Source organism: Sphingobium fluminis (assembly GCF_037723805.1).
GTDB lineage: Bacteria > Pseudomonadota > Alphaproteobacteria > Sphingomonadales > Sphingomonadaceae > Sphingobium.
Genome location: NZ_JBBJUK010000003.1, coordinates 509078 through 532548 on the forward strand (window position 1 = coordinate 509078; position 23471 = coordinate 532548).

At 62.8% G+C, this 23471-nt stretch carries 19 protein-coding genes; 10 read left to right on the forward strand and 9 right to left on the reverse strand.

What is annotated here, in order from left to right:
* Positions 1 to 45: 45 nt before the first annotated feature.
* The 3 genes from plsY (at position 46) to topA (ending at position 4417) form a co-directional block, all read left to right on the forward strand.
* The gene (gene plsY, locus WG907_RS11780) at positions 46 to 651 is read left to right on the forward strand and encodes a glycerol-3-phosphate 1-O-acyltransferase PlsY (protein WP_340232958.1); all 606 of its coding nucleotides are present in this window, start codon (positions 46 to 48) and stop codon (positions 649 to 651) included.
* Positions 648 to 1730 (forward strand): DNA-processing protein DprA, encoded by a 1083-nt coding sequence (gene dprA, locus WG907_RS11785; protein WP_340232959.1) that lies wholly within the window; start codon positions 648 to 650, stop codon positions 1728 to 1730. Before plsY ends, dprA begins: the two co-directional genes overlap by 4 nt.
* Before the next feature lie 113 nt (positions 1731 to 1843).
* The gene (gene topA, locus WG907_RS11790) at positions 1844 to 4417 is read left to right on the forward strand and encodes a type I DNA topoisomerase (protein WP_340232960.1); all 2574 of its coding nucleotides are present in this window, start codon (positions 1844 to 1846) and stop codon (positions 4415 to 4417) included.
* Positions 4418 to 4476: 59 nt separating this feature from the next.
* On the opposite strand, the gene era is transcribed toward topA, so the two are convergent.
* From era to lepB, 3 genes are read right to left on the reverse strand one after another with little or no spacing between them, the layout of a single operon-like run.
* The gene (era, locus tag WG907_RS11795) at positions 4477 to 5385 is read right to left on the reverse strand and encodes a GTPase Era (RefSeq protein ID WP_340232961.1); all 909 of its coding nucleotides are present in this window, start codon (positions 5383 to 5385) and stop codon (positions 4477 to 4479) included.
* A gap of 48 nt (positions 5386 to 5433) precedes the next feature.
* A complete protein-coding gene (rnc, locus tag WG907_RS11800; protein ID WP_340232962.1) occupies positions 5434 to 6147 on the reverse strand; it encodes a ribonuclease III in 714 nt (237 codons plus the stop codon).
* Entirely contained in the window at positions 6102 to 6941 is an 840-nt protein-coding gene (gene lepB, locus WG907_RS11805; protein ID WP_340232963.1) for a signal peptidase I, read from the reverse strand. Before lepB ends, rnc begins: the two co-directional genes overlap by 46 nt.
* 162 nt (positions 6942 to 7103) lie before the next feature.
* Between lepB and pgi the strand changes: the two genes are divergently transcribed.
* Together pgi and gorA are read left to right on the forward strand one after the other, a co-directional pair.
* On the forward strand, positions 7104 to 8606 hold the full coding sequence (gene pgi / locus WG907_RS11810; RefSeq protein WP_340232964.1) for a glucose-6-phosphate isomerase: 1503 nt from the start codon (positions 7104 to 7106) through the stop codon (positions 8604 to 8606).
* A gap of 68 nt (positions 8607 to 8674) precedes the next feature.
* Positions 8675 to 10021 carry a glutathione-disulfide reductase gene (gorA, locus tag WG907_RS11815; RefSeq protein WP_340232965.1) on the forward strand — a complete coding sequence of 449 codons (1347 nt, stop codon included), beginning with the start codon at positions 8675 to 8677 and terminating at the stop codon, positions 10019 to 10021.
* Positions 10022 to 10027: 6 nt separating this feature from the next.
* Here the strand turns inward: gorA and WG907_RS11820 are convergent, their stop codons facing one another.
* Positions 10028 to 10753 carry a 2OG-Fe dioxygenase family protein gene (locus WG907_RS11820; protein ID WP_340232966.1) on the reverse strand — a complete coding sequence of 242 codons (726 nt, stop codon included), beginning with the start codon at positions 10751 to 10753 and terminating at the stop codon, positions 10028 to 10030.
* Positions 10754 to 10800: 47 nt separating this feature from the next.
* On the opposite strand from WG907_RS11820, the gene WG907_RS11825 reads away from it, so the two are divergent.
* Positions 10801 to 10968 (forward strand): hypothetical protein, encoded by a 168-nt coding sequence (locus WG907_RS11825; protein ID WP_340232967.1) that lies wholly within the window; start codon positions 10801 to 10803, stop codon positions 10966 to 10968.
* A 73-nt stretch (positions 10969 to 11041) separates the two neighbouring features.
* Here WG907_RS11825 and WG907_RS11830 read toward each other — a convergent pair whose 3' ends face one another.
* The 5 genes from WG907_RS11830 to WG907_RS11850 all read right to left on the reverse strand — a co-directional run bounded on the left by WG907_RS11830 (position 11042) and on the right by WG907_RS11850 (position 18627).
* On the reverse strand, positions 11042 to 13054 hold the full coding sequence (locus WG907_RS11830) for an ATP-binding protein (RefSeq protein WP_340232968.1): 2013 nt from the start codon (positions 13052 to 13054) through the stop codon (positions 11042 to 11044).
* Between the two features lie 380 nt (positions 13055 to 13434).
* Entirely contained in the window at positions 13435 to 14433 is a 999-nt protein-coding gene (bioB, locus tag WG907_RS11835) for a biotin synthase BioB (protein WP_340232969.1), read from the reverse strand.
* Positions 14430 to 16592 (reverse strand): methylmalonyl-CoA mutase, encoded by a 2163-nt coding sequence (scpA, locus tag WG907_RS11840; protein ID WP_340232970.1) that lies wholly within the window; start codon positions 16590 to 16592, stop codon positions 14430 to 14432. Before scpA ends, bioB begins: the two co-directional genes overlap by 4 nt.
* A gap of 46 nt (positions 16593 to 16638) precedes the next feature.
* Positions 16639 to 17076 carry a methylmalonyl-CoA epimerase gene (gene mce, locus WG907_RS11845; protein ID WP_340232971.1) on the reverse strand — a complete coding sequence of 146 codons (438 nt, stop codon included), beginning with the start codon at positions 17074 to 17076 and terminating at the stop codon, positions 16639 to 16641.
* An 18-nt stretch (positions 17077 to 17094) separates the two neighbouring features.
* On the reverse strand, positions 17095 to 18627 hold the full coding sequence (locus WG907_RS11850) for an acyl-CoA carboxylase subunit beta (protein WP_340232972.1): 1533 nt from the start codon (positions 18625 to 18627) through the stop codon (positions 17095 to 17097).
* Between the two features lie 126 nt (positions 18628 to 18753).
* Between WG907_RS11850 and WG907_RS11855 the strand changes: the two genes are divergently transcribed.
* Genes WG907_RS11855 through WG907_RS11870 form a run of 4 tightly spaced genes read left to right on the forward strand, consistent with a single transcriptional unit; the run spans position 18754 to position 23444 of the window.
* Positions 18754 to 20169, forward strand: coding sequence for a helix-turn-helix domain-containing protein (locus WG907_RS11855; protein ID WP_340232973.1), 1416 nt, complete (start codon positions 18754 to 18756; stop codon positions 20167 to 20169).
* Positions 20170 to 20225: 56 nt separating this feature from the next.
* Positions 20226 to 21818, forward strand: coding sequence for an MFS transporter (locus WG907_RS11860; RefSeq protein WP_340232974.1), 1593 nt, complete (start codon positions 20226 to 20228; stop codon positions 21816 to 21818).
* Positions 21819 to 21873: 55 nt separating this feature from the next.
* On the forward strand, positions 21874 to 22920 hold the full coding sequence (alr, locus tag WG907_RS11865; RefSeq protein ID WP_340233071.1) for an alanine racemase: 1047 nt from the start codon (positions 21874 to 21876) through the stop codon (positions 22918 to 22920).
* Positions 22911 to 23444, forward strand: a complete 534-nt coding sequence (locus WG907_RS11870; RefSeq protein ID WP_340232975.1) for a GNAT family N-acetyltransferase — start codon at positions 22911 to 22913, stop codon at positions 23442 to 23444. Before alr ends, WG907_RS11870 begins: the two co-directional genes overlap by 10 nt.
* Positions 23445 to 23471 lie beyond the last annotated feature (27 nt).

A 23471-nucleotide genomic window follows, 5' to 3' on the forward strand; every position in this document is an offset into this window, starting at 1 on the left:
CCGCTTCCCGCGCTATGGTCGCACCATCCTCATTCGGCGAGACACATGACCCCGGCCTGGCTCCTTCCCGCATTCGTCCTTGTTTTTGGCTATTTGCTGGGGTCCGTCCCGTTCGGTCTGCTCCTTACCCGGTTCACCGGCGCGGGCGACCTGCGGCAGATCGGCTCGGGCAATATCGGCGCGACCAACGTGTTGCGGACCGGGCGCAAGGGGCTAGCGGCGACGACGCTGCTGCTGGACTTGCTGAAGGGTGCGGCCGCCGTCCTGATCGGCGCGGCACTGGTCGACGGCGGTGGGCCGACGGCGGGGGCCGCCGCCTTCATCGGCCATTGCTATCCTGTCTGGTTGCGCTTTGCCGGGGGCAAGGGTGTGGCGACGATGATGGGCGTGGTGACCGCGCTTTACTGGCCCGCCGGGATCGTCTTCGCGATCGTCTGGCTGGCCGCGCTGTTCGGGACGAAATGGTCGTCGGTTGGCGGCATGTCGGCGGCCGTGAGCGCGCCACTTGCGGTGACAGCCTTCGGTCGCCTCGACCTTTTGCCGGTCGCGCTGGCGCTGGCGTTGATCGTGCTCTGGCGGCACCGCGCCAATATCGCGCGGCTGGTGAGTGGCACCGAGCCGAAAGTCGGTGCGGGAAAAACGCCCGAATGAGCGAACAGGAACGGTTCGATCGGCTGCGCCTGATCCGTTCGCCACGGATCGGCCCAGTCAGCTTTCGCCAGTTGATGGCGCGTTTCGGCAATGCCGGTGAGGCGCTGCGTGCGGTGCCCGAGCTTGCGGCGCGCGGCGGCGGAAAGGCGAGCGTTGCGGACCCTACCGCAGTCGAAACAGAGATCGGGCGATCAAAGGCGCTTGGCGCCCGCTACCTTTTGATTGGCGACCTGGATTATCCTTTCCTGCTGGATCAGATGGAAGGCGCGCCCCCGGCGCTGATCGTGCGCGGCGACGTCGGTCTCGCGAACGGGCAGTGCGTCGCGATGGTCGGCGCGCGCAACGCATCGGCGGCCGCAATCCGCTTTGCCCGGCAACTGGCGCAGGAACTGGGCCAGCGCGGCGCTGTGGTGGTGTCCGGTCTCGCGCGGGGCATCGACACGGCTGCGCATCAGGGTTCGGTTGCCACCGGGACGATCGGCGTGATCGCCAGCGGATTGGACATCAGCTTCCCACCCGAAAATGCCGCGCTTCAGGAACAGGTGGCGCAGGAAGGCCTGCTGGTGACCGAACATCCACCCGGCGTTCAGCCACTGGCCCGCCATTTCCCCGCGCGCAATCGCATCATCGCGGGCCTTGCGGTTGGAACGGTGATCGTCGAAGCCGCGCCCAAATCCGGCTCGCTGATTACGGCGCGGCTGGCCGGCGAAGCGGGTCGCGAAGTAATGGCGGTGCCCGGGTCGCCGCTCGATCCGCGCGCGCAGGGCTGTAACCAGCTTATCCGCGATGGCGCGATCCTGATCCAGAATGCGGCCGACGTGATCGAGGCGGTTGGCAGCATCGATCCGCGCATGGTGCGACAGGGCAATGTCGACTTTGCAGGCGCTCCCGTATCGAGCGACGTTGCAGCCACCGAACGTGACACAGTGATCGGGTTGCTGGGCCACGCGCCCGTCCCCGTCGATGAGATCATCCGCCTGAGCGGGCTGAGCCCCGCCGTGGTGCAGACGGTGCTGTTGGAGCTGGAACTGGCGGAACGGCTGGACAGGCTTGCCGGCGGGCGGGTGTCGTCTCGCTGAGGAAGTTGCTGGCGCGGCATGGCCTTCTCCCCTAATCACTCGCCGCTTGACGCCCGCCGTCATCGCCTTCCAGACTCGCGCGTACGTGTGAGAGATTATTTTCCGGGGCCAAAATGCAGCTTGTCATCGTAGAATCGCCGGCCAAGGCGAAGACCATCGAGAAATATCTGGGTGGCGATTTTCATGTACTTGCCAGCTACGGGCATATTCGCGACTTGCCGGCGAAGGATGGTTCGGTCGATCCCGACGATGGCTTTGCCATGCAGTGGGAAAATTACGGCGACAAGGGCAAGCAGCTCAAGGCCATCGCCGATGCTTCGAAAAAGGCGACGCGCCTGATCCTAGCGACTGACCCTGATCGCGAAGGCGAAGCGATCAGCTGGCACGTGCAGGAGGTGTTGCGCGCCAAGAAGGCGCTGCCTCCCGTCGTGGAGCGGGTGACGTTCAATGCGATCACCAAGGCGGCGGTACTGGACGCCATGGCCAAGCCGCGCGCCCTGGACGAGGATCTGATCGATGCGTATCGCGCCCGTCGAGCGCTCGATTATCTGGTCGGCTTCACCTTGTCCCCGGTGCTGTGGCGCAAGCTGCCCGGCGCCAAATCGGCTGGCCGCGTGCAATCGGTGGCGTTGCGCCTCGTCGTCGAGCGCGAGCGCGAAATCGAAAGTTTCACGCCCCAGGAATATTGGTCGGTCGCCGCCGAAATGGAGCATGGCGGCCAGGCCTTCACCGCGCGTCTCGTCCGCTGGAAGGGCGACAAGATCGACCGGCTGACGATCGGCCGCGAAGGCGACGCTATGGCGGCAAAGGCCGACGTCGAGGCGGGGCGCTTCACCGTCGACAAGGTGGAGACCAAGCCGCTCACCCGCAACCCGCCTCCGCCTTTCACCACGTCGACATTGCAGCAGGAAGCGGCGCGCAAGCTCGGCTTTTCCGCCAGCCATACGATGCGTATCGCGCAACAGCTCTACGAGGACGGTGCGATCACCTATATGCGGACCGACGGCGTGCAGATGGACGGCAGCGCCATCTCAGCCGCGAGGCTTGCGATCGCGCAGCGCTATGATGGTGGCTATGTGCCGGACAAGCCGCGCATCTACCAGACCAAGGCGAAGAATGCGCAGGAAGCGCATGAAGCCATTCGCCCGACCGAGTTCAACCGCGACAAGGCAGGCAGCGGCGATCATGCGCGTTTATACGACCTGGTTTTCAAGCGCGCGCTGGCGAGCCAGATGGCGTCGGCCCGGTTGGAGCGGACGACCATCGATCTGGTCGACGGCAGCGGCAGTCACGCTCTGCGCGCCACCGGGCAGGTGGTGATCTTCCCCGGCTTCCTCGCATTATATGAGGAAGGCCGCGACGACTCGGATGACGACGACAGCAAACTTCTGCCCCGCATGAGCGAGGGCGATACGCCCGCCAAAAAGAAGGTGACGGCGGACCAGCATTTTACCCAGCCGCCGCCACGCTATTCCGAAGCGAGTCTGGTCAAGAGGCTGGAGGAACTGGGGATCGGCCGTCCATCCACCTACGCATCCACGCTTCAGGTGCTGAAGGATCGCGACTATGTGCGGATCGAGAAGAACCGCTTCTTCGCGGAAGAGAGCGGGCGGCTGGTGACGGCGTTCCTTGAGCGCTTTTTCGAACGCTATGTGTCCTATGATTTTACCGCTGGTCTTGAGGACGAGTTGGACGAGATTTCCGGCGGCCGTGCGCAGTGGCAGGCGGTGCTCGAAGCTTTCTGGAAGGATTTCAAGCCCAAGACCGCCGAGGTCATGGAGCAAAAGCCGAGCGATATCACCGCCGCGTTGGACAAGTTTCTGGAACCGATGCTGTTCCCGCCGAGGACCGACGGCTCCAGTCCGCGCGCCTGTCCGCTCTGCGCCGATGGGCAATTGTCGCTGCGCGGCGGCCGGTTCGGCGCGTTCATCGCCTGCTCCAACTATCCCGAATGCAAATATACGCGCAAGTTCGGGCAGCCGGGCGGCGCGGAGGGCGAGGATAGCGGGCCTGAAGTGCTGGGCCAGCATCCCGAGACCGGACAGGATATCGTCAGGAAAACGGGTCGATTTGGCCCCTATATCGAAATGGGCGAGGGCAAGGAAGCCAAGCGCGGCTCGATCCCCAAGGATCTGCCCGATGGGGAGTTGACGCTGGACTGGGGTGTGAAGCTGCTCAGCCTGCCGCGAGAGATCGGCCTGCACCCCGAAACCGGCAAGCCGATCGTGGCGAATATCGGTCGTTTCGGTCCGTACCTGCTCCATGACGGCAAATATGGCCGGCTGTCATCGACCTCGGAGATTTTCGAGGTCGGTATGAACAGCGCAGTCGTGAAGCTCGCCGAAGCGGCGAATCGGGGGCCGCGCAGCGCCGGCCGCGAGCCGCTCAAGATATTGGGTGCGCATCCCCGCTCGGATGTCGAGATCAAGCTGATGGAGGGACGTTACGGAGTCTACGTCACCGACGGCGCTACCAACGCGACGCTTCCTAAGACCCTGGACAAGGACCAATTGACGCTGGAGGAAGCGGCGCAACTGATCGATGCGCGCGCCGCGGCGGCGCCGGCTAAAAAAGGCGCAAAAAAGAAAGCTGCGCCCAAAAAGGCGGCTGGAGCAAAGAAGGATGGAGCGGCCAAGAAGCCAGCCGCCAAGAAAGCCCCGGCAAAAAAGAAGGTGGCGGCAGATTAATTTCCAGGCGGATCGTTACCCGGTCCTCGGCTTCCGCCGGGGAACGGGCATCCGACCAGTCATTCCACCCAGTCCAGCCCGATGTCGCGATAGATGCCCCGATCGTCTTCCCAATCTTCCTTCACCTTGACGTGGAGGTAAAGATGGACCTTGACGCCCATGAGCGATGCCAGTTCGGCCCGCGCCTTGGACCCGATCTCCTTGAGCCTTTGGCCGCCCTTGCCGAGCACGATCGCGCGCTGGCTTGTGCGCCCCACCAGGATCTGCTGATGGATTTCGAGCGATCCGTCGGCGCGTTCCTTATATTGTTCAGTGTCGACCGCCGCGGCATAGGGCAGTTCGGCATGGAGTTGATGATAAAGCTGTTCGCGCGTTATTTCGGCGGCCAGCATCCGGTCTGTCGCATCGGATACCTGATCTTCGGGGAAGTGCCAGGGGCCCTCCGGCATCGCAGCCGCAAAAGCCGATTTGAGTTCGGGCAAGCCATCGCCGCTCGCCGCCGATACGAAGAATATCTCGTCGAAGCCCAGTTGATCGTTGAGACGCTGGGTATGCGGCAACAGCTTTTCCTTGATCGCAATATCGACCTTGTTGATGATCAGCCATTTGCGTTCGCTGCGATGCTTGAGCGCCTCGATGATCGGTTCGAGCTTGCGACCGAGACCCGCCTTGCCATCCAGCACCATCGCGATCAGGTCCGCGCCCTGCGCCCCACCCCACGCCGCCTGCACCATGGCGCGGTCGAGCCGCCGCTTGGGCGCGAAAATGCCCGGTGTGTCTACCAGCACCATCTGCGCATCGCCCTCGATCGCGACGCCCATCACGCGGGTGCGCGTCGTCTGAGCCTTGGGACTCGTGATCGCTACCTTTTGCCCGACCAGCGCATTGACGAGCGTCGACTTGCCCGCATTGGGCGCGCCGACGATGGCTACGACGCCGCAGCGCTGGGATTGGGTATCAAGGGTCAAGTGCATTCCATTTCGTTCAAAGTCAGTGCCGAGATAGCATAGCTGGGCCTATCCCCCCAGCATCTCCAGTAGCGCAGCCGCGGCCGCCGTCTCGGCCTCCTGCTTGGACCCCCCGGTGGCGCTCGCCTCGCCTGCACCCCTGATCGACACGGTCACCCTAAAGCGCAGCGCGTGATGCGGACCCGACTTGTCCGTCATCACATATTCCGGGGGCTTGCGTTTGTTGGCGGCCGCCCATTCCTGAAGTGCGGATTTGGGATGCCGGGGCGCGCTCGTCTGGGTATCCACGCGGTCCGCCCAAAGCCGCCGTACGAGCGCGCGCGCCTCGTCCAGCCCGGCCTCCATATACAGCGCCCCGATCAGCGCCTCCATGACGTCGCCCAGCACGTTGTCGCTATAGGCGGCACCATCGTCGCGGGCTTGCTTGCCGAGTACGAGATGCGCAGAGGCGCCGGCCGTGCGAGCCACGTCCGCGCATATCTCGCCGGACACCAGCACGTTGAAGCGCCGCGAAAGTTTGCCCTCGGGCTCGTCGGCAAAACGCTCGTACAGCCATTCGGACATGATCAGGCCGAGAACCCTATCGCCAAGAAATTCGAGCCGTTCGTAATTGAGCGGATTGGCGCTGCCGTGGGTCAGCGCCTGCAGGAACCGCGCGGGGTGAAACGGTGCGCGGCCGATCAGTCCCGAAAGCCAGTTCGCCGTATCGGGCCTGGTCAAAAACCTTCCCCGATGCGGTTCCAGCGCGCTGCCGTGATCCATGTCCAGGGCAGCAGCCAGTTGGCGCTGCCGTCGGTCGAAAAAACGGAAATCATCGCTTTGCCGACCAGATTTTTTTCGGGAACCAGGCCGATACCGCCACCTTCGATCGCAGGGAAGCGGCTGTCGGCGCTGCGATCGCGATTGTCACCCATCATGAACAAATGGCCTTCGGGCACCAGCACCGTGTCGCGATCGTCCGCTGCTCCATCCTGGACCAGATCGAGGACGTTATAGCTTTTGGCAGGATAGTCCTGGCCGGCGGGCAAGGTTTCGCGAAACTGGGGATAGCGACATTGCTTGCCGCCGCCAGGCGCGGGCTGTTCGAAATCCGGGCGGTAGCAGGGCGAGGGGCTGCCTTCGCGGGCGGCGGCTTCGATCATGTTGGCCGATACCGGAATGACGAGATCGGCGACCTTCTTCTTCGGAATGGCGGTGCCGTTCAGATACACCGTGCCGCTCCTCACCGAGATCATGTCGCCCGGAAGGCCGATCACGCGCTTGATATAATCGCTTTTCTGGCTGGGTGGCGCCTTAAACACGACGACGTCGCCACGCCTGGGCGTCGCGGCAAAAATGCGCCCGGGTATCAGCGGGATACTGAACGGCAGCGAATAACGCGAATAGCCATAAGGCCATTTGGCGACCAGCAGATAGTCGCCGATGAGCAAGCGGGGCTGCATCGATTCCGACGGGATGTTGAACGGCGACGCAATGAAACTACGCAGCACGAAGACGAACAGGGCGAGCTTTGCGAGGAACCAGAAAAAGTCCTTGGTCTCCGATTTTCCGCTCATGCGCGATTGTCTTTCCCTTTGGGCGTCTCGCGCGGCTTTGCGGTGTCATGCCCTCGCCGTCAAGCAGAGAGCGCGAAACCATCAACCCAGTCTGTGCTTATCATTTCAATAGGTCTAAGCAGGCCGCCGAACCATAACGCAACGAAAGGCGAGCGACACAGGATGAACGCAATTTGGGGCCAGATCGCAAAGCGCCAGCGGCCATCGTTGAGGACCATCTTCGACACCGATCCAGGACGCCTTGCATATCTCACCCTGAGCCAGGGACCACTGCGCTTCGACTGGTCGAAGACGCACCTCACCAAAGAGGTGATCGCGGATTTCCTGGCCCTCACCGATGAAGCCGGTTTTGCCGCCGCGAGGGACGCCCTGTTCGCCGGCGACCCTGTGAACAATACGGAAGGGCGCGCTGCCGAACATTCTGCCGAGCGGGGCGAAGGCAATGTCGAAAGCGTCGCCCGCGCCCGCATGCTTCATCGCCGGATGCGCGCATTGATCGATGCGATCGAAGGCGAGGCGCTCGGCCCGGTGCGCCATATATTGCACATCGGCATCGGGGGGTCGGCGCTGGGGCCAAAGCTGATCATCGACGCCCTGAGCGACGATGGCGCAAGGTATGAGGTTGCTGTCGTGTCCAATGTCGACGGTACGGCGCTGGAGCAGGCGATCGCCCGCTTCGATCCACATGCCACCCTGATCGCCGTCGCCTCCAAGACTTTTACGACCACCGAGACGATGCTGAATGCCGCCAGCGCGATCAACTGGATGGTCGAGGCGGGCGTCGAGGACCCTTATGGCCGCGTGATCGCGCTTACCGCCGCGCCGGAGCGAGCGATGGAATGGGGCGTCGACGAAACGCGCGTCCTGCCCTTCGGCGAGACCGTGGGCGGTCGCTATTCGCTCTGGTCCTCGATCGGCTTTCCCGCCGCGCTTGCGCTCGGCTGGGATGCGTTCGAAAGCCTGCTGGAGGGAGCCGCAGCGATGGACCGCCATTTCCGTCTGGCCCGGCCGAGCGAAAATGCGCCGCTGCTCGCTGCCTTTGTCGACCAATATTATGTCAGGGCGATGGGCGCACAGACGCGCGCCGTTTTCGCCTATGACGAGCGGCTCAAACTATTGCCGTCCTATCTCCAGCAGTTGGAGATGGAGAGCAATGGCAAACAGGTGAAGCGAGATGGATCGCCAGTCGATGGGCCGACCGCGCCCGTGACCTGGGGCGGGGTTGGCACCGACGCGCAACATGCCGTGTTCCAGCTTCTCCATCAGGGCACGGTGCTGGTCCCCGTTGAGTTCATCGCCTCCATTGAGCCGGGCAATTTGCTCGACCCGGCGCATCACCGCGCGCTGCTGGTCAACTGCTTCGCGCAGGGCGCGGCGCTGATGCGCGGCAAGGATAATGACGTCGATCCCGCGCGGGCTTATCCCGGCGACCGGCCATCGACGACCATATTGCTCGACGATGTGACGCCCGAGGCATTGGGCGCGCTGATCGCCTTTTACGAACATCGCACCTTCGCCAACGCCGTGCTGATGGGGATCAATCCGTTCGACCAGTTCGGCGTGGAATTGGGGAAGGATATCGCCAGGTCGATCGACGCGGAAGGGACCGGGGCGTTCGACCCTTCGACCCGCGCCCTGATCGATCTCGCCCTGCCGGGCGGCTGACGTAAAAGCCGTTTGTATCTTCGCTCTCCCGCCGCCATATCCGCTGCGAGTGCGAAGCGGAGACTGCGATGACCGGCTATGATTTCGACCTTTTCGTCATTGGTGCCGGATCGGGGGGCGTCCGCGCCTCACGCGTGGCGGCCGCACATGGTGCGAAAGTAGCCGTAGCAGAGGAATATCGGGTGGGCGGCACCTGCGTCATCCGTGGCTGCGTGCCCAAAAAACTGCTGATCTATGGTGCGCATTTTGCCGAGGACCTCAAGGACGCTCGGCGTTTTGGGTGGAATGTCCCCGATTGCGGGTTCGAATGGACGACGCTGCGCGACAACGTCCTGGCCGATGTCGATCGGCTCGAAGGGCTCTACAAAAATACGCTCGACAGTCATAAAGTTGAACTTATCCCGGAGCGGGCGACGATAACCGGACCGCATTCGGTGAAGCTTGCCAGCGGGCGCGAGGTGACGGCAAAATATATCCTCGTCGCGACCGGCGCATGGCCTATTCTTCCGGAGGTGGAAGGTGCCGAATATGGCATCACATCCAACGAGGTCTTCCACCTCGACGAATGTCCCAAGCGTATTGTGATCGTAGGTGGGGGCTATATCGCCAACGAGTTTGCGGGCATTTTCCACCAGTTCGGCAGCCACGTGACGATGGTCAATCGCGGCGGCACTTTGCTGCGCGGATATGACGAGCAGATTCGCGACCGGCTGCTCCAGATTTCCATGATGAAAGGCATCAATTTTCGTTTTAATGCGAAGATCGAAAAGATCGAAAAAAACGAAGGCGGCGCCATGAGCGTCCGCTTCGAGAGCGGTGACCCGGTTTCGTGCGACCTGATCCTGTTCGCGACCGGACGGAAGCCCCATAGCGATGGCCTGGGCCTTGAAAGCGCAGGCGTCGAACTCGACGAAAATGGCGCGATTCGGGTCGACGATTATAGCAAAACCAGTTGCGAAAGCATTTATGCTGTCGGCGATGTGACCGACCGGTTGCAACTGACTCCCGTGGCGATCCGCGAAGGGCACGCCTTTGCCGACACTGTGTTCGGCGATAATCCGCGCACGGTGGATTATAGTTGCGTGCCCTCCGCCGTGTTCAGCCACCCGCCGCTCGCGGGTGTGGGCATGACCGAGGCGCAGGCCAAGAACAAGCTCGGCACCGTGAAAGTCTATACATCCGACTTCCGCCCGATGAAGAATGTGCTGGCCGCCCGTGAAGAGCGCTCGCTTTACAAGATGATCGTCGACGCGACTACGAACAAGGTGGTGGGGCTCCACATGATAGGCCCCGACGCGCCGGAAATATTGCAGGCGGCCGCCGTCGCGGTGAAGGCGGGCCTGACCAAACAGGATTTCGACGATACCGTGGCCCTGCATCCCAGCATGGCCGAGGAACTGGTTCTGTTGAAATAGGCGGCGTCAATCCTCCGCTGCGAACGTCACTACCAGCGCATCGCGCCATGCCGGCAACGCGGCGTCGACCGGGTGAATTTCGGTGACGCCATGCAGGATGCGATGATCGTCGATCAGCATCGCGTCGCCGGGGTTCGTCAGCGTAAACTCGCCGATCGGACTGCCGTCGGGCGCACCGATCCGCGTAACACCCTCACGCACGTTGCGGCGATCGATGAGCATGACGAACACCCAATCGACTCCGTCGCGGTGCATGCCCTCGGGTGTCGGCCGTCCAGCCTCGCCGGGCTTCGCCTCGATCCGGAATTGATGCATTTCGACATGCCAGGCGCGCTTGCAATCCTCATCGAATACGCGAGCGCAAAAAGTCAGGGCTGATTGCATCACGTCGTTGGCGACTGTCTGCGCTTCGATCGGATCGAACCAGCGCTGCACGTCGCCGTTAAGACCATTATAGTCTCTGCTCTGATAATGCGGCTGATGTGGTTTGCGGGTGAAACGGCCCCGTTCACAACGAAATGCGGCATGGCGGCGGCGCCGATATCGCCCGCCGTCGGCCATATAGAGGTCGGCGCCGAGATGGTCCCACGTCCGCGCGAAATCGTCCCACGCCTCGGCATGAATATCCAGCAGTGCGAAGCATTCCGGTCCGTCGAGCCGAGCATAGCCCATATCAACAAGGCGCGTCCGCAGCGCGTCGATGGATGGCGTCAGACTGTCGGCGTCGGTCATTGGCCGATCCTAGCCGCGCTGCTTGATGACTGACAGGGCCATTTTCAATGAGCTGGGGGCTATCGATCGAACGGGGGCCTCTGCCGTTCGAAATCGATGAGTTGTCGGCCGACGTGCAGGCACCCGCGTTGGAACTGCGCCGAGAGGCCCGGCCGGAATCGGATGTCGATCTTCAGAAAGTCATCAAGGTTGCTGCCCGGACGGCAATCTCCTGAGTGGCATGCCCGGTTGTTATGTGCCTCACGCCGTCATACCAGCACTTGCCGGCACGGCGGCCTGAGGCACTTGTCATTCCATTTCGAGGATGATGGCGTCCACCGGCAGGCTTTCGCCCTGCGCCGCCGATACGCTCTTCACGACACCCGATTTTCCGGCGCGCAGGATATTTTCCATCTTCATTGCCTCGATCACCGCGAGCGGCTGACCAGCCTCGACCTTGTCACCTTCCTTCACATGCAGCGCGACCAGCAGGCCAGGCATCGGGCAGATCAGGAAGCGCGACAGATCGGGCGGAATCTTTTCGATCATGTGATTGGCGTAGGACGCCGCGTGGGCGGGCAGGATGCGCAACTTGTGGCTCGCGCCGTGTGCCGTCAGCACGAAGCCGGCGCGCACCGGCGCAATGCGGACGCTAAGTTCCGCGCCATCGAATTCGGCTTCGATCAGGCGGTCGCCGGGCGTATATTCCAGGCTCATGTCGAGTGATTTGCCATCGACGGTCACATCGTCGCCGTTGATGACGACATCGTGGACACTCGCGGTCTCGCCGGACCCGATCTTGACCTGCCAGCCGGTGGGGGCCTTCAGCTTTTTGCCGAGTTGCCCGTCGATCCGGCGTGCGCGGTCGGCCTGCGCCATTGCCGCGAACGCGCCGACTGCCGCCAGCTTCCCGAGCAGCTCGGGCGAAGCGGGCGCACCGTGGAAGCCTTCGGGATATTCCTCGGCGATGAAGCCGGTGGTGATGTTGCCCGAACGAAACCGCTCATGCTGCATGAGGGCGGACACGAAATCGATATTATGGCCAGGGCCTTCGATCTCGAACCGGTCGAGCGCCGCGATCTGCTTGTCGATGGCTTCCAGACGCGTCGGCGCCCAGGTGATGAGCTTGGCGATCATCGGGTCGTAGAACATCGACACCTCGCCGCCTTCCTCGACGCCGTCGTCGACGCGGATCAGCGCGCCGGTCTCGTCCTTGCCGGTTTCGGGCGGGTTGTATCGGATCAGGCGGCCGGTGGAGGGCAGGAAGCCGCGATAGGGGTCTTCGGCATAGACCCGGTTTTCGATCGACCAGCCGTTGAGCTTCACCTCATCCTGCGTGAAGGACAGCGCTTCGCCATTGGCGACGCGGATCATCTGTTCGACCAGATCGACGCCGGTGATTTCTTCGGTAACCGGATGCTCGACCTGAAGCCGGGTGTTCATTTCAAGGAAGTAGAAGCCGTCGCCGGTCTTGTCCTCGCCCGACACGATCAGTTCGACCGTGCCGGCGCTGAAATAACCCACAGCGCGGGCGAGCGCGACGCATTGTTCGCCCATCTTCTTGCGCATCTCGGGAGACACGAAGGGCGAGGGCGCTTCCTCGACCACCTTCTGGTGGCGGCGCTGGATCGAGCATTCGCGCTCGTTCAGATAGACGATACTGCCATGCTGGTCGCCCAGCACCTGAATTTCGATATGGCGCGGGCTTTCGATGAACTTCTCGATGAACACGCGATCGTCGCCGAAGCTGCTGAGACCCTCGCGCTTGGTCGCTTCGAAGCCCTCGCGGACGTCCTGCTCGGAATAAGCGAGGCGCATGCCCTTGCCGCCGCCGCCGGCCGACGCCTTCATCATCACCGGATAGCCGATCTCGTTGGAGATCTTCACAGCATGCTCGGTGTCCTCGATCACGCCGACGAAGCCGGGGACGACATTGACGCCAGCCTCAAGGGCGAGCTTCTTGGATTCGATCTTGTCGCCCATGGCGGCGATCGCATTGGCCGGGGGGCCGACAAAGATGATGCCCTCGGCATCGAGCGCTTTGCGGAAGCTCTCACGCTCGGACAGGAAGCCATAGCCCGGATGCACCGCATCGGCGCCGGTCTGCTTGCACGCCGCGATGATCTTGTCGGCGATCAGATAGGATTGGGCGGCGGGCGACGGGCCGATATGCACCGCTTCATCCGCCATCAGCACATGCGGCGCGCGTGCATCAGCATCGGAATAGACCGCGACGGTCTTGATGCCCATCTTCTTGGCCGTGCGCATGACACGACACGCGATTTCGCCACGGTTCGCGATCAGGATCTTGGTGATTGCCATTTGAGCCCCAACTTAGTCAAAATCTACCATCGACACTTCATACCATTTGGCGAATATTACGATCGCCAACACGAATGAGCCGAAAACGAAAACAATGCCGCGAGTGTGTATCTCGCCACTACGTAACCTCAACAAACCGCTCGTCACCCTGAACTTGTTTCAGGGTCCATTCCTCCCCACGCAACACCGCTAGTGAAGGCACGATGGATGCTGAAACAAGTTCAGCATGACGGTGTGGGTGAGGAAGTGTCACGCCCTTGGAACCTCAAGTTTACCCGTCATGCGGGACTTGACCCGGCATCCCGCTTTCTTCCCACGCGATGGTGAAGAAGAAGCGGGACCCCGGATCAAGTCCGGGGTGACGGGGGAGGGTGCGTAGATCACTCCGCCGCCTCCAGATGCCCGTGCGGCTGGGCCATCATGGGCGTGAGGCCGAGCTTGCCGAGCAGCATCGCATCCTTGTCGTCGCCGGCGTTCGCTGTCGTCAGCAGCTTGTCGCCGGTGAAGATGCTGTTCGCGCCGGCCATGAAGCAGAGCGCCTGACACGCTTCCGACATGCTCTCGCGGCCCGCGCTCAGGCGCACCATCGATTGGGGCATGACGATCCGCGCGACGGCGACAGTGCGGACGAATTCCACCTCGTCGATCTTCGCGAGTGGCGTATCCTTGAGCATATCGCCCAATACCGTGCCCTCGACAGGCACCAGCGCGTTGATTGGCACGCTTTCGGGGTGCGGCATGGTGGCGAGCGCGTGGAGGAAGCCGATGCGGTCGCTCCGCGTCTCGCCCATGCCGACGATGCCGCCGCAGCAAACGTTGATCCCGGCGTTGCGGACATTTTCCAGCGTCTCTATCCGGTCCGCGAAGGTACGGGTGGTGATGACGTTGGCGTAGTTTTCGGGGCTGGTGTCGATATTGTGATTATAATAGTCGAGGCCCGCGTCGGCCAGCGTCTTAGCCTGCCCTTCGTCCAGCATCCCCAGCGTCATGCAGGTTTCCAGGCCCATTGCGCGTACGCCCTGCACCATCGCGACCAGCTTGGGCATGTCGCGCTGTTTGGGATTGCGCCAGGCCGCACCCATGCAAAAGCGGCCCGATCCATGATCCTTGGCCTGCGCGGCCGCCTGCAGCACGGCCTGCACGTCCATCAGCTTGGTGGCCGCAAGGCCGCTATCGGATTCGGTCGACTGGCTGCAATAGCCGCAATCTTCGGGACAGCCGCCGGTCTTGATCGACAATAGCGTGGAAAGCTGAACCTCGTTGCGGGGGTGGTAGGCGCGGTGGATCGATTGCGCTTCGAACATCAGGTCGTTGAAGGGCAGGTCGAACAGCGCCGCGATCTCCTCGCGGGTCCAGTCGGTGCGGGCGGTGATGGTCAAGCGGCGTCCTCCAGCCCGGCGGGGGGCATGTTGTGGCCGAGGAGGCGCAGCACATCGGCGGCGCATTCTACGACATTGGAGCCGGGTCCATAAATACCCTGCACGCCCGCGTCACGAAGATAGTCGTAATCCTGCGGGGGAATGACGCCGCCGGCGATCACCTTGATGTCGGTGCGGCCCGCTTCGCGCAGCTTGCCGATCAGTTCGGGGATCAGCGTCTTGTGCCCGGCCGCGAGCGAGGATGCGCCCACGACATCGACCTCGTTCTGCAACGCCAGCACGACCGTTTCGTCCGGCGTCTGGAACAGCGGTCCCGACACGATGTCGAAGCCCATGTCGCCAAATGCCGACGCGATGACGTTGGCGCCCCGGTCATGGCCGTCCTGCCCCATCTTGGCGACGAGCAGCTTGGGCTTGCGGCCGAGACGCCGCTCGACGGCCTGCACGCCGTCAAGAACCTGCTGCCAGCGAGCATCACCTTCATAGGGGGCGGCATAGACGCCCTTTACCGGCGTCGGCTGGGTGCCATAGCGGTTGAAGCTTTCCTCCATCGCGGCGGAGATTTCACCCAGCGTCGCGCGGGCGCGGGCCGCCTCGACCGCCAATGCAAGAAGATTGTTTTCCAGGCTCGCGGGGGCGGCGGCGCCGTCGCGCAGGGCTTGCAACGCTGCTTCGCATTTGGCGCTGTCGCGCTCGGCCTTGACCTTGTTGATGCGGGCGATCTGGCCTTCGCGCACAGCGGCGTTGTCGACCTCCAGCGTTTCGAGCAGATCCTCGTTGGCGAGGCGATATTTGTTGACGCCGACGATCACATCCTCGCCGCGATCGACCCGCGCCTGACGGGCGGCGGCGGCGGTTTCGATCATCGCCTTGGGCCAGCCCGCCGCCACGGCCTTGGCCATGCCGCCATCGGCCTGCACCTTTTCGATAATCTCCCACGCCTTGTCGACCAGCTCCTGCGTCAGCGCCTCGACATAATAGGAGCCGCCGAGCGGGTCGACGACCTTGGTCATGCCCGTCTCTTCCTGGATCACGATCTGCGTGTTGCGCGCGATCCGGGCGGAGAAATCGGTCGGTAGCGCGATCGCCTCGTCCAGCGCGTTGGTGTGGAGCGACTGGGTGCCGCCCAGCATCGCGGCCATCGCCTCGATCGTGGTGCGCATGACGTTGTTATAGGGGTCCTGCTCGGTGAGCGACACACCCGACGTCTGGCAATGGGTCCGCAGCATCTTGGACCGCTCGTCCTTCGCCCCAAGCTGCGTCATGGCGCGATGCCAAAGCACGCGGGCGGCGCGCAACTTGGCGATCTCCATGAAGAAGTTCATGCCGATGGCGAAGAAGAAGCTCAGGCGCCCGGCGAACTTGTCGATATCCAGCCCGGATTCCACGCCATATTTCACATATTCCATGCCGTCGGCGATGGTGAAGGCGAGTTCCTGCACCTGCGTCGCGCCGGCTTCCTGCATATGATAGCCGGAAATGGAGATGCTGTTGAACTTGGGCATCTCGCGGCTGGTGTAGCCGAAAATGTCCGAGATGATCCGCATCGATGGTTCGGGCGGGTAGATATAGGTGTTGCGGACCATGAACTCCTTGAGGATGTCGTTCTGGATGGTCCCGTCGAGCAATTTGCGATCGACGCCCTGTTCCTCGCCCGCGACGATGAAGAAGGCGAGGATCGGGATGACCGCGCCGTTCATGGTCATGCTGACCGACATTTTGTCGAGCGGGATGCCGTCGAACAGGATCTTCATGTCTTCGAGCGTGTCGATCGCCACGCCCGCCTTGCCGACATCGCCGGTGACGCGCGGATGATCGCTGTCATAGCCGCGATGGGTGGCGAGATCGAACGCTACGCTCAGGCCCTTCTGCCCGGCCTTCAGGTTGCGATGGTAAAAGGCGTTGGAGGCTTCGGCGGTGGAGAAGCCCGCATATTGGCGGATCGTCCAGGGGCGGCCGGCATACATGCTGGCCTTCACGCCGCGCGTGAACGGGGCGAAGCCGGGGAGGCCGGGGTCGGCGGTCACATCGTCGGCCGTGTAAAGCGGCTTGACGTCGATCCCTTCCGGCGTGTGCCAGGTGAGGTCCGCGCCCTTCACTTCCTTGGCGGCGGCGGCGGCCCACTGGTCCAGCGTCGGCTTGTCGGCTTCGTTCGTCATCGTCCCGGTTCCCAAGCATCCGCCCGAACCGGGCGGGTATAGATAATCAATGCGCGTCTTTAGGCGATTCCATAATCTCCGTCAGCACCCCGTTCATATCCTTGGGGTGGACAAAGAAAATGAGCGTGCCATGCGCGCCGATACGGGGCTCGCCCAGCACGCGCGCGCCCTTGCCTTCGAACCACTCCTTTGCCTCGTGAATGTCGGGCACTTCATAGCACATATGATGTTGCCCGCCCGCCGGGTTCTTGGCGATGAAGGCGGTGATCGGCGAGCTTTCGTCGAACGGCTCGATTAGTTCGATCTGCGTGCCGGCGGTTCCATTTTCGCCCGGCGTGTCGACGAAGCAGACCTTCACCCCCTGCGCGGGCAGATCGAAAGGCTCGGTGATGACGGTCGCGCCCATCACATCGCGATAATAAGCGATGCTCTTCTCGAGCGAAGGCGTCGCGACGCCGATATGATTGAGACGGCCGAGTTTCATTGCTTCATCCCCTGTTCGTCAAAGCGGAATATTGTCGTGCTTCTTCCAGGGGTTCTCCAGCGACTTGTTGCGCAGCTTGCGCAGGCCGAGCGCGATGCGCTTGCGCGTCGAATGTGGCTGGATCACCTCGTCGATGAAGCCCTTGCTCGCCGCCACGAACGGGTTGGCGAAGCGCGCTTCATATTCGGCGGTCCGCTCGGCGATCTCGTCGGCGGTCTTGCCACGGAAGATGATCTCCACCGCGCCCTTTGCCCCCATCACCGCGATTTCGGCGGTCGGCCATGCATAGTTGAGGTCGCCGCGCAGATGCTTGGAGGACATGACGTCATAGGCGCCGCCATAGGCCTTGCGCGTGATGACGGTGATCTTGGGTACGGTCGCTTCGGCATAGGCGAACAGCAGCTTGGCGCCATGTTTGATGATGCCATTATGCTCCTGCGCGGTGCCCGGCAGAAAGCCCGGCACGTCGACAAGCGTTACGATGGGGATGTCGAACGCATCGCAGAAGCGGACGAAGCGCCCGGCCTTCTTGGACGAGTTGATGTCGAGCACGCCCGCCAGCACGAACGGCTGGTTGGCGACGATGCCGATCGTCTTGCCCTCAACCCGGCCGAAACCGCAGATGATGTTGCCCGCATGGGCCGGCTGCACTTCGAAGAAATCGCCTTCGTCCACGATCTTGCGGATCAGTTCGTGCATGTCATAGGGCTGGTTGGCGTTCGCCGGAATCAGCGTGTCCAGGCTATAGTCGATGCGGTCCCACGGGTCGGCGCTGGGACGCTCGGGCACTGGCTCCTTGTTCGACGCGGGCAGGAAATCGACGAAATCGCGCACCGACAGCAACGCTTCGATATCGTTCTCGAACGCGACGTCCGCCACGCCCGACTTGGTGGTGTGGGTGACGGCGCCGCCCAGTTCCTCTTGGGTTACGACCTCATTGGTCACGGTCTTGACGACGTCGGGACCGGTGACGAACATGAAGCTGCTGTCCTTCACCATGAAGATGAAATCCGTCATCGCCGGCGAATAGACCGCGCCGCCCGCGCACGGCCCCATGATGACGCTGATCTGCGGCACGACGCCCGAGGCCAGCACGTTGCGCTGGAAAATCTCGGCATAGCCCGCGAGGCTGGCGACGCCTTCCTGAATGCGCGCGCCGCCCGAGTCATTGAGGCCGATGACGGGCGCGCCAACCTTGAGCGCCATGTCCATGATCTTGCAGATCTTCATCGCGTGCCGTTCCGACACGGCGCCGCCATAGACGGTGAAATCCTGGCTGAACACGAACACCAGCCGTCCGTTGATCGTGCCCGATCCGGTGACGACGCCGTCGCCCGGGATATGCTGTTCGTCCATGCCGAAATCGATGCAATTATGTTCGACATACATGTCCAGCTCTTCGAAGCTGTCCTCGTCGAGCAGCACGTCGAGCCGTTCGCGCGCGGTCAGCTTGCCCTTGGCGTGCTGCGCGTCGATGCGGCGCTGGCCGCCGCCCATGCGAGCGCCTTCACGCTTGGCTTCGAGCTTTTCGATGATGGCGAGCTTCGACATGGGCGGCTGTTCTCCGATAGTCATGGCGCGAATTTAGCTGACTGGCCCCATTCCAGCCTTTTGCGTTTTTCGCAAATGCAAATTTGCCGATTTGCAAATCACCATTTTGCAAATTAGGGGCAGGCGATGGCGCGCGGCAACCGTATCTTTGCAGGACCAAGGCTGAGACAGCTTCGCCTGGACCATCGCATGGACCAGGCGACGATGGCCCTCGCGCTTGGCATTTCAGTGTCTTATCTGAGCCAGCTTGAGAATGACGACCGACCGCTGACCGCCAAGGTGAAGGCGGCGCTGGCCAGCGCTTTCCCCGTGGACTGGGCAAGTTTCGACAGCCGCGAGGAGGAGCAGTTGCTGGGCGCTTTCGCCTTCGCACTGACGCATCCCGAACTGCCCGGCCGTGCGCTGGAGCCGGAGCGGATCGAAAAGCTGCACCTGCAATATCCCGAATTCGCCGCCCGCTATGTCGATCTGTATAATGCGCATATGCGCGCGAACGAGCGGATCAACATGATCGAGGAGGCGATTGCCAACGATCATGCGGTGCAGGCGCGCCTGCCATGGGAGGCTGCGCGCGACTGGTTTCACGAGGCCGGCAATTACGTCCATGCGCTCGATTGCCTGGCCGAGGATCTGGCGGGCAAGCTGACGGCGGGGCAGCCGCTGGACGAAGGCATGCTGGTCGAGGCGCTCGCGCGGCGGCACGGTATCGAAACACTCATCGCCGACACGCCGGATTCTGCCCTTCGGACATATAATGCGCTGGAAAGGCGGCTATTCGTCAACGCTGCTCTACCTACGGAAAGCCGCAAATTCATGTTGGCGCACCAGTTGATGTTGCTGGAGGGACAGGCGGTGATCGCCGACGTCGTCGGTCGTGCTGCGCTGCAGGTGACGGGCGCGGACCGGCTGCTGGCGCTGGGCCTGGGCAATTATGCGGCGGGCGCGTTGCTGTTGCCCTATGCCGAATTTCGCGAAGCGGCGCGGGTGCTGCGCCACGATATCGACCGGCTTTCACGCCGCTTCGGCGTCAGCTTCGAGCAGGCCTGCCACCGCTTGTCGACGTTGCAGCGACCCGGCCTGCGCGGCATTCCGTTCTTCTTCTGCCGGGTCGATATGGCCGGCAACATCACAAAAAGGCATAGCGCCACGCGGCTTCAGTTCGCGCGCTTCGGCGGGGCCTGCCCCTTGTGGAACGTGCATGAGGCGGTAGCCATTCCCGACCGGATCAACGTGCAACTCGGCGAAACGCCGGACGGGGTGCGCTATGTCTCCATGGCGAAGGGGCTGGTCAAACCTTCGGGCAGCTATGCGCGCACGCCCCGCCGTTACGCCGTCGTGCTGGGCTGCGAAATCGCCCATGCGGCGAACTTCGTCTATGCCGATGGCCTGCTGCTGGAAGATGAGGGCGCGGCGACCCCGATAGGCGTCACATGCAGGCTTTGTTCGCGCCAGAGCTGCGACCAGCGCGCTTTTCCGCCAGCCGACCGGCCGATCCACGTCGATCCCGACAACCGCCAGATCGTGCCCTACTGGATCGGCTGAACGCTTGTGGCGTGACGGCTTTGCTTTCATAGAAGGCCGATCGAGAGGGGGGCAGGATGAGCATGACAGCGGTCGGAACTGACTATGTAATGGACGCCAGACGCGACAGGCTGGTCATCACGGCATCCGCGCTCGGCACCGTGTTCGAATGGTATGATTTCTATATTTACGGTGTGCTCGCTCCAATCATCGGGCGAACATTCTTTCCAACCGACAACCCGACCGTCGAATTGCTCTATTCGCTCGCCGGCTTCGCGATCGGCTTCGGTTTCCGGCCGTTGGGGGCAGTGCTGTTCGGCTATCTCGGCGACAAGCTTGGCCGCAAATATACGTTTCTGGCGACGATCATATTGATGGGGGTGGCTACTGCCGGGGTCGGCCTGACCCCGTCGGCTGCCAGCATCGGCTTCGCTGCGCCGGTGATCCTGATCCTGTTGCGGATCGCACAAGGGCTGGCGCTCGGCGGTGAATATGGCGGCGCAGCGATCTATGTCGCCGAACATGCACCGGCCAGCAAGAGGGGGTTCTATACGAGCTTCATCCAGGCCGGCGTCATCGGGGGGTTCATACTTTCGCTGATAGTCGTTGTGGGCACGCAGCACATCGTGGGCCAGGAGGCGTGGGCCGACTGGGGCTGGCGCCTGCCGTTCATATTTTCGCTCGCGCTGCTCGGCGTGTCGTTGTGGATGCGACTGATGCTGCGCGAGAGCCCGGTGTTCCTCGCCATGAAAGCGGCAGGCGCGCAGGCAAAGAACCCGCTCAAGGAAGCGTTCACCCATCCAGGCAACAAGCGGCGGATGCTGGTGGCGATGATCGGCATCGCCGCCGGCTTCACAGTGATCGCTTACACCGTCATGTTCCAGGCGCTCTATTTTCTCCAGAACGGGTTGCACGTCTCGGAGGGCATCGCTCAACTGCTGGTCGGCGGCAGCGCCCTTATCGGGATGGCGTCCTTCATCTTCTTTGGATGGCTGTCGGACAGGATCGGCCGCAAAAAGCCGATCATTGTCGGCTATGCGCTCGTGCTGGTGCTGCTGATGCCGCTTTATCATTTTATCGGAGCCACGGCGAACCCGGCGCTCAGCGCGGCTGCGACCAATGCCCCGGTGGTCGTCAGCGGCCCCGACTGCGTGTTCGACCCGTTCGCCAAGGTTCAGCCGACTGCATGCGGAAAGCTGCTCGATCATTTTTCCAAGCGCGGAACGCCCTATGAAAAGCAGCATGGCTTAGTGCCGGGAGTCACGATCGCCAGCGCGCCGGTGGCGGATCTGAGCACACAGGGACTCGATGCTGCGCTAAATGCGAAAGGCTATGATTTCGCATCGGTGACGCCGGACTGGCCACGGGCGTTGCTCGTATTTCTCGCTTTGCTGCTGTTGTGGATATTGTCGGGCGCGACCTACGGCCCTGTCGCCGCGTTGCTTTCCGAATATTTTCCGGCGCGCATCCGTTACAGTTCGCTGTCCATCCCCTACCATATCGGCACGGGCTATTTCGGCGGATTTTTGCCGTTGGTGAGCCAGTATATCATCGCACGCACGGGCGACCCCTATGCCGGGCTATGGTATACGCTGGCGGTGGTTGCCGCGGCGTTGCTGACATGCCTTGTGGCATTGCCGGAGACCCGTGGTCGCTCGCTTGAGGCGTGACGGTCCAACGCCCGACTACTCGACGGTTGCGCCTTATGCCGCTATCGGCCTTGCCATGAACAGCTTCGTCGCCCCGCTGCGCCTTCGCCTCGACGGCGATGCGCTGCTCGCCAACTGGCGCTGGCTGGCAAAGCGCAGTGGCGGCGCGGCGTGCGGCGCGGCGATCAAGGCGGACGGCTATGGCCTGGGAGCGACCGAGATATTGCATCGACTGACCAGCGCCGGCTGTCGCGATTTTTTCGTGTCGAACTGGGCCGAGGCAGCCGCGCTGGAGCCGCTGATGGATGATGGGCTGAGCCTGTCGGTCCTTCACGGCGTCCGGGTCGACGATATGGCGACCGCACTTGCGTCGCGCGCTCGCCCGGTACTTTCTACCCCGGCGCAGGTCGCGCGGTGGAAGGAGGCGGGCGGTGGAGCCTGCGACATCATGGTCGATACGGGCATGAACCGCCTGGGACTGGACTGGCGCGCCGACGTGGCTTCGCTGATCGAGGGGCTGGAGATCGAGACGCTCATGAGCCATCTCGCCTCGGCCGACGAGGACGGGCCGCTCAGTACGGCGCAACTGGCGAGATTTGCGAGCCTCCGTCCATCGGTCGCCGCACGCCGGTTCAGCCTCGCCAATAGTGCGGGGATATGCCTGGGATCGGACTATTCCTTTGACCTGACGCGTCCCGGACTGGCGCTCTATGGCGGCGTGCCGCGCAGAGAAGGCGCGGGGCATTTGAATCAGGTCGTTTTCCCTCAAGCGCAGATATTACAGCGACGGCGCGTGCCTGCGGGCGACTCGATCGGGTATAATGCTACGCATCGGGTTGGCGCCGATACCGAAGTGGCGGTCATCAACCTTGGTTACGCGGACGGCTATCTGCGAGGATTTTCCGGGCGGGGGACGGCGTGCATCGATGGCGCGCAACTGCCCGTGCTGGGGCGCGTATCGATGGACCTGATCGCGGTCGACGTGACCATGGCGCGGGACGTCACCGAGGGGGACTGGCTGACCATGGACTATGCGCTGGATGAAGCGGCACGGACGTCCGGGCTATCCCAATATGAACTGCTGACGGGCCTCGGCCCGCGGTTTGACCGGATATGGCATTGATCCAGTCCGCGCCCTCGACGGAGCGTTCGCGCTCGCATGCGCTCAGGACACCCGTTCGCATATTCGAAGCGACACGGGCCGATCATGCGGCACTGCTGCGCGGTGAGGCGCCGCGGCATTTCGGCCTTGCGAAGTCGCCGATCGCGTCGATCGATGTTCTCGATATGCTGGCGGAACTGGCCGAAGAGGTCAGCGAGGAATTTTTCCCGGCATCGTGGCTGATCGTAGAGGGCGCGGACGTGGTCGGCCTGTGTTCCATCAAGTGGCCGCCTGACGACGGATTTTTCGAGATCGGCTATGGCATATCGCCATGCCGGCATAATCGGGGCATCGCCAGCCGCGCAATCGCTCAGGTTGTTACCTGGGCCCGACGTCAGCCATATTTGCGGGCCATCACAGCCGAAACCTTGCCCGAAAATCTTGCATCGCAGCGGGTGCTGACGCGCAATGGGTTCGTGGCGATCGGCGAACGGCTGGATGAGGAAGATGGCATCGTCATTTGCTGGCGCCGCCGCCTGATCTGAAGGGACCTCCACGCAGGAGCGCAGAGG

Coding starts and splice junctions, on each gene's coding strand:
- plsY (WP_340232958.1), top strand. CDS start 46: ATGACCCCGGCCTGGCTCCTTCCCGCATTCGTCCTTGTTTTTGGCTAT.
- dprA (WP_340232959.1), top strand. CDS start 648: ATGAGCGAACAGGAACGGTTCGATCGGCTGCGCCTGATCCGTTCGCCA.
- topA (WP_340232960.1), top strand. CDS start 1,844: ATGCAGCTTGTCATCGTAGAATCGCCGGCCAAGGCGAAGACCATCGAG.
- rnc (WP_340232962.1), bottom strand. CDS start 6,147: ATGGATCACGGCAGCGCGCTGGAACCGCATCGGGGAAGGTTTTTGACC.
- lepB (WP_340232963.1), bottom strand. CDS start 6,941: ATGAGCGGAAAATCGGAGACCAAGGACTTTTTCTGGTTCCTCGCAAAG.
- pgi (WP_340232964.1), top strand. CDS start 7,104: ATGAACGCAATTTGGGGCCAGATCGCAAAGCGCCAGCGGCCATCGTTG.
- gorA (WP_340232965.1), top strand. CDS start 8,675: ATGACCGGCTATGATTTCGACCTTTTCGTCATTGGTGCCGGATCGGGG.
- WG907_RS11820 (WP_340232966.1), bottom strand. CDS start 10,753: ATGACCGACGCCGACAGTCTGACGCCATCCATCGACGCGCTGCGGACG.
- WG907_RS11825 (WP_340232967.1), top strand. CDS start 10,801: ATGAGCTGGGGGCTATCGATCGAACGGGGGCCTCTGCCGTTCGAAATC.
- WG907_RS11830 (WP_340232968.1), bottom strand. CDS start 13,054: ATGGCAATCACCAAGATCCTGATCGCGAACCGTGGCGAAATCGCGTGT.
- scpA (WP_340232970.1), bottom strand. CDS start 16,592: ATGACGAACGAAGCCGACAAGCCGACGCTGGACCAGTGGGCCGCCGCC.
- mce (WP_340232971.1), bottom strand. CDS start 17,076: ATGAAACTCGGCCGTCTCAATCATATCGGCGTCGCGACGCCTTCGCTC.
- WG907_RS11850 (WP_340232972.1), bottom strand. CDS start 18,627: ATGTCGAAGCTCGCCATCATCGAAAAGCTCGAAGCCAAGCGTGAAGGC.
- WG907_RS11855 (WP_340232973.1), top strand. CDS start 18,754: ATGGCGCGCGGCAACCGTATCTTTGCAGGACCAAGGCTGAGACAGCTT.
- WG907_RS11860 (WP_340232974.1), top strand. CDS start 20,226: ATGAGCATGACAGCGGTCGGAACTGACTATGTAATGGACGCCAGACGC.
- alr (WP_340233071.1), top strand. CDS start 21,874: ATGAACAGCTTCGTCGCCCCGCTGCGCCTTCGCCTCGACGGCGATGCG.
- WG907_RS11870 (WP_340232975.1), top strand. CDS start 22,911: ATGGCATTGATCCAGTCCGCGCCCTCGACGGAGCGTTCGCGCTCGCAT.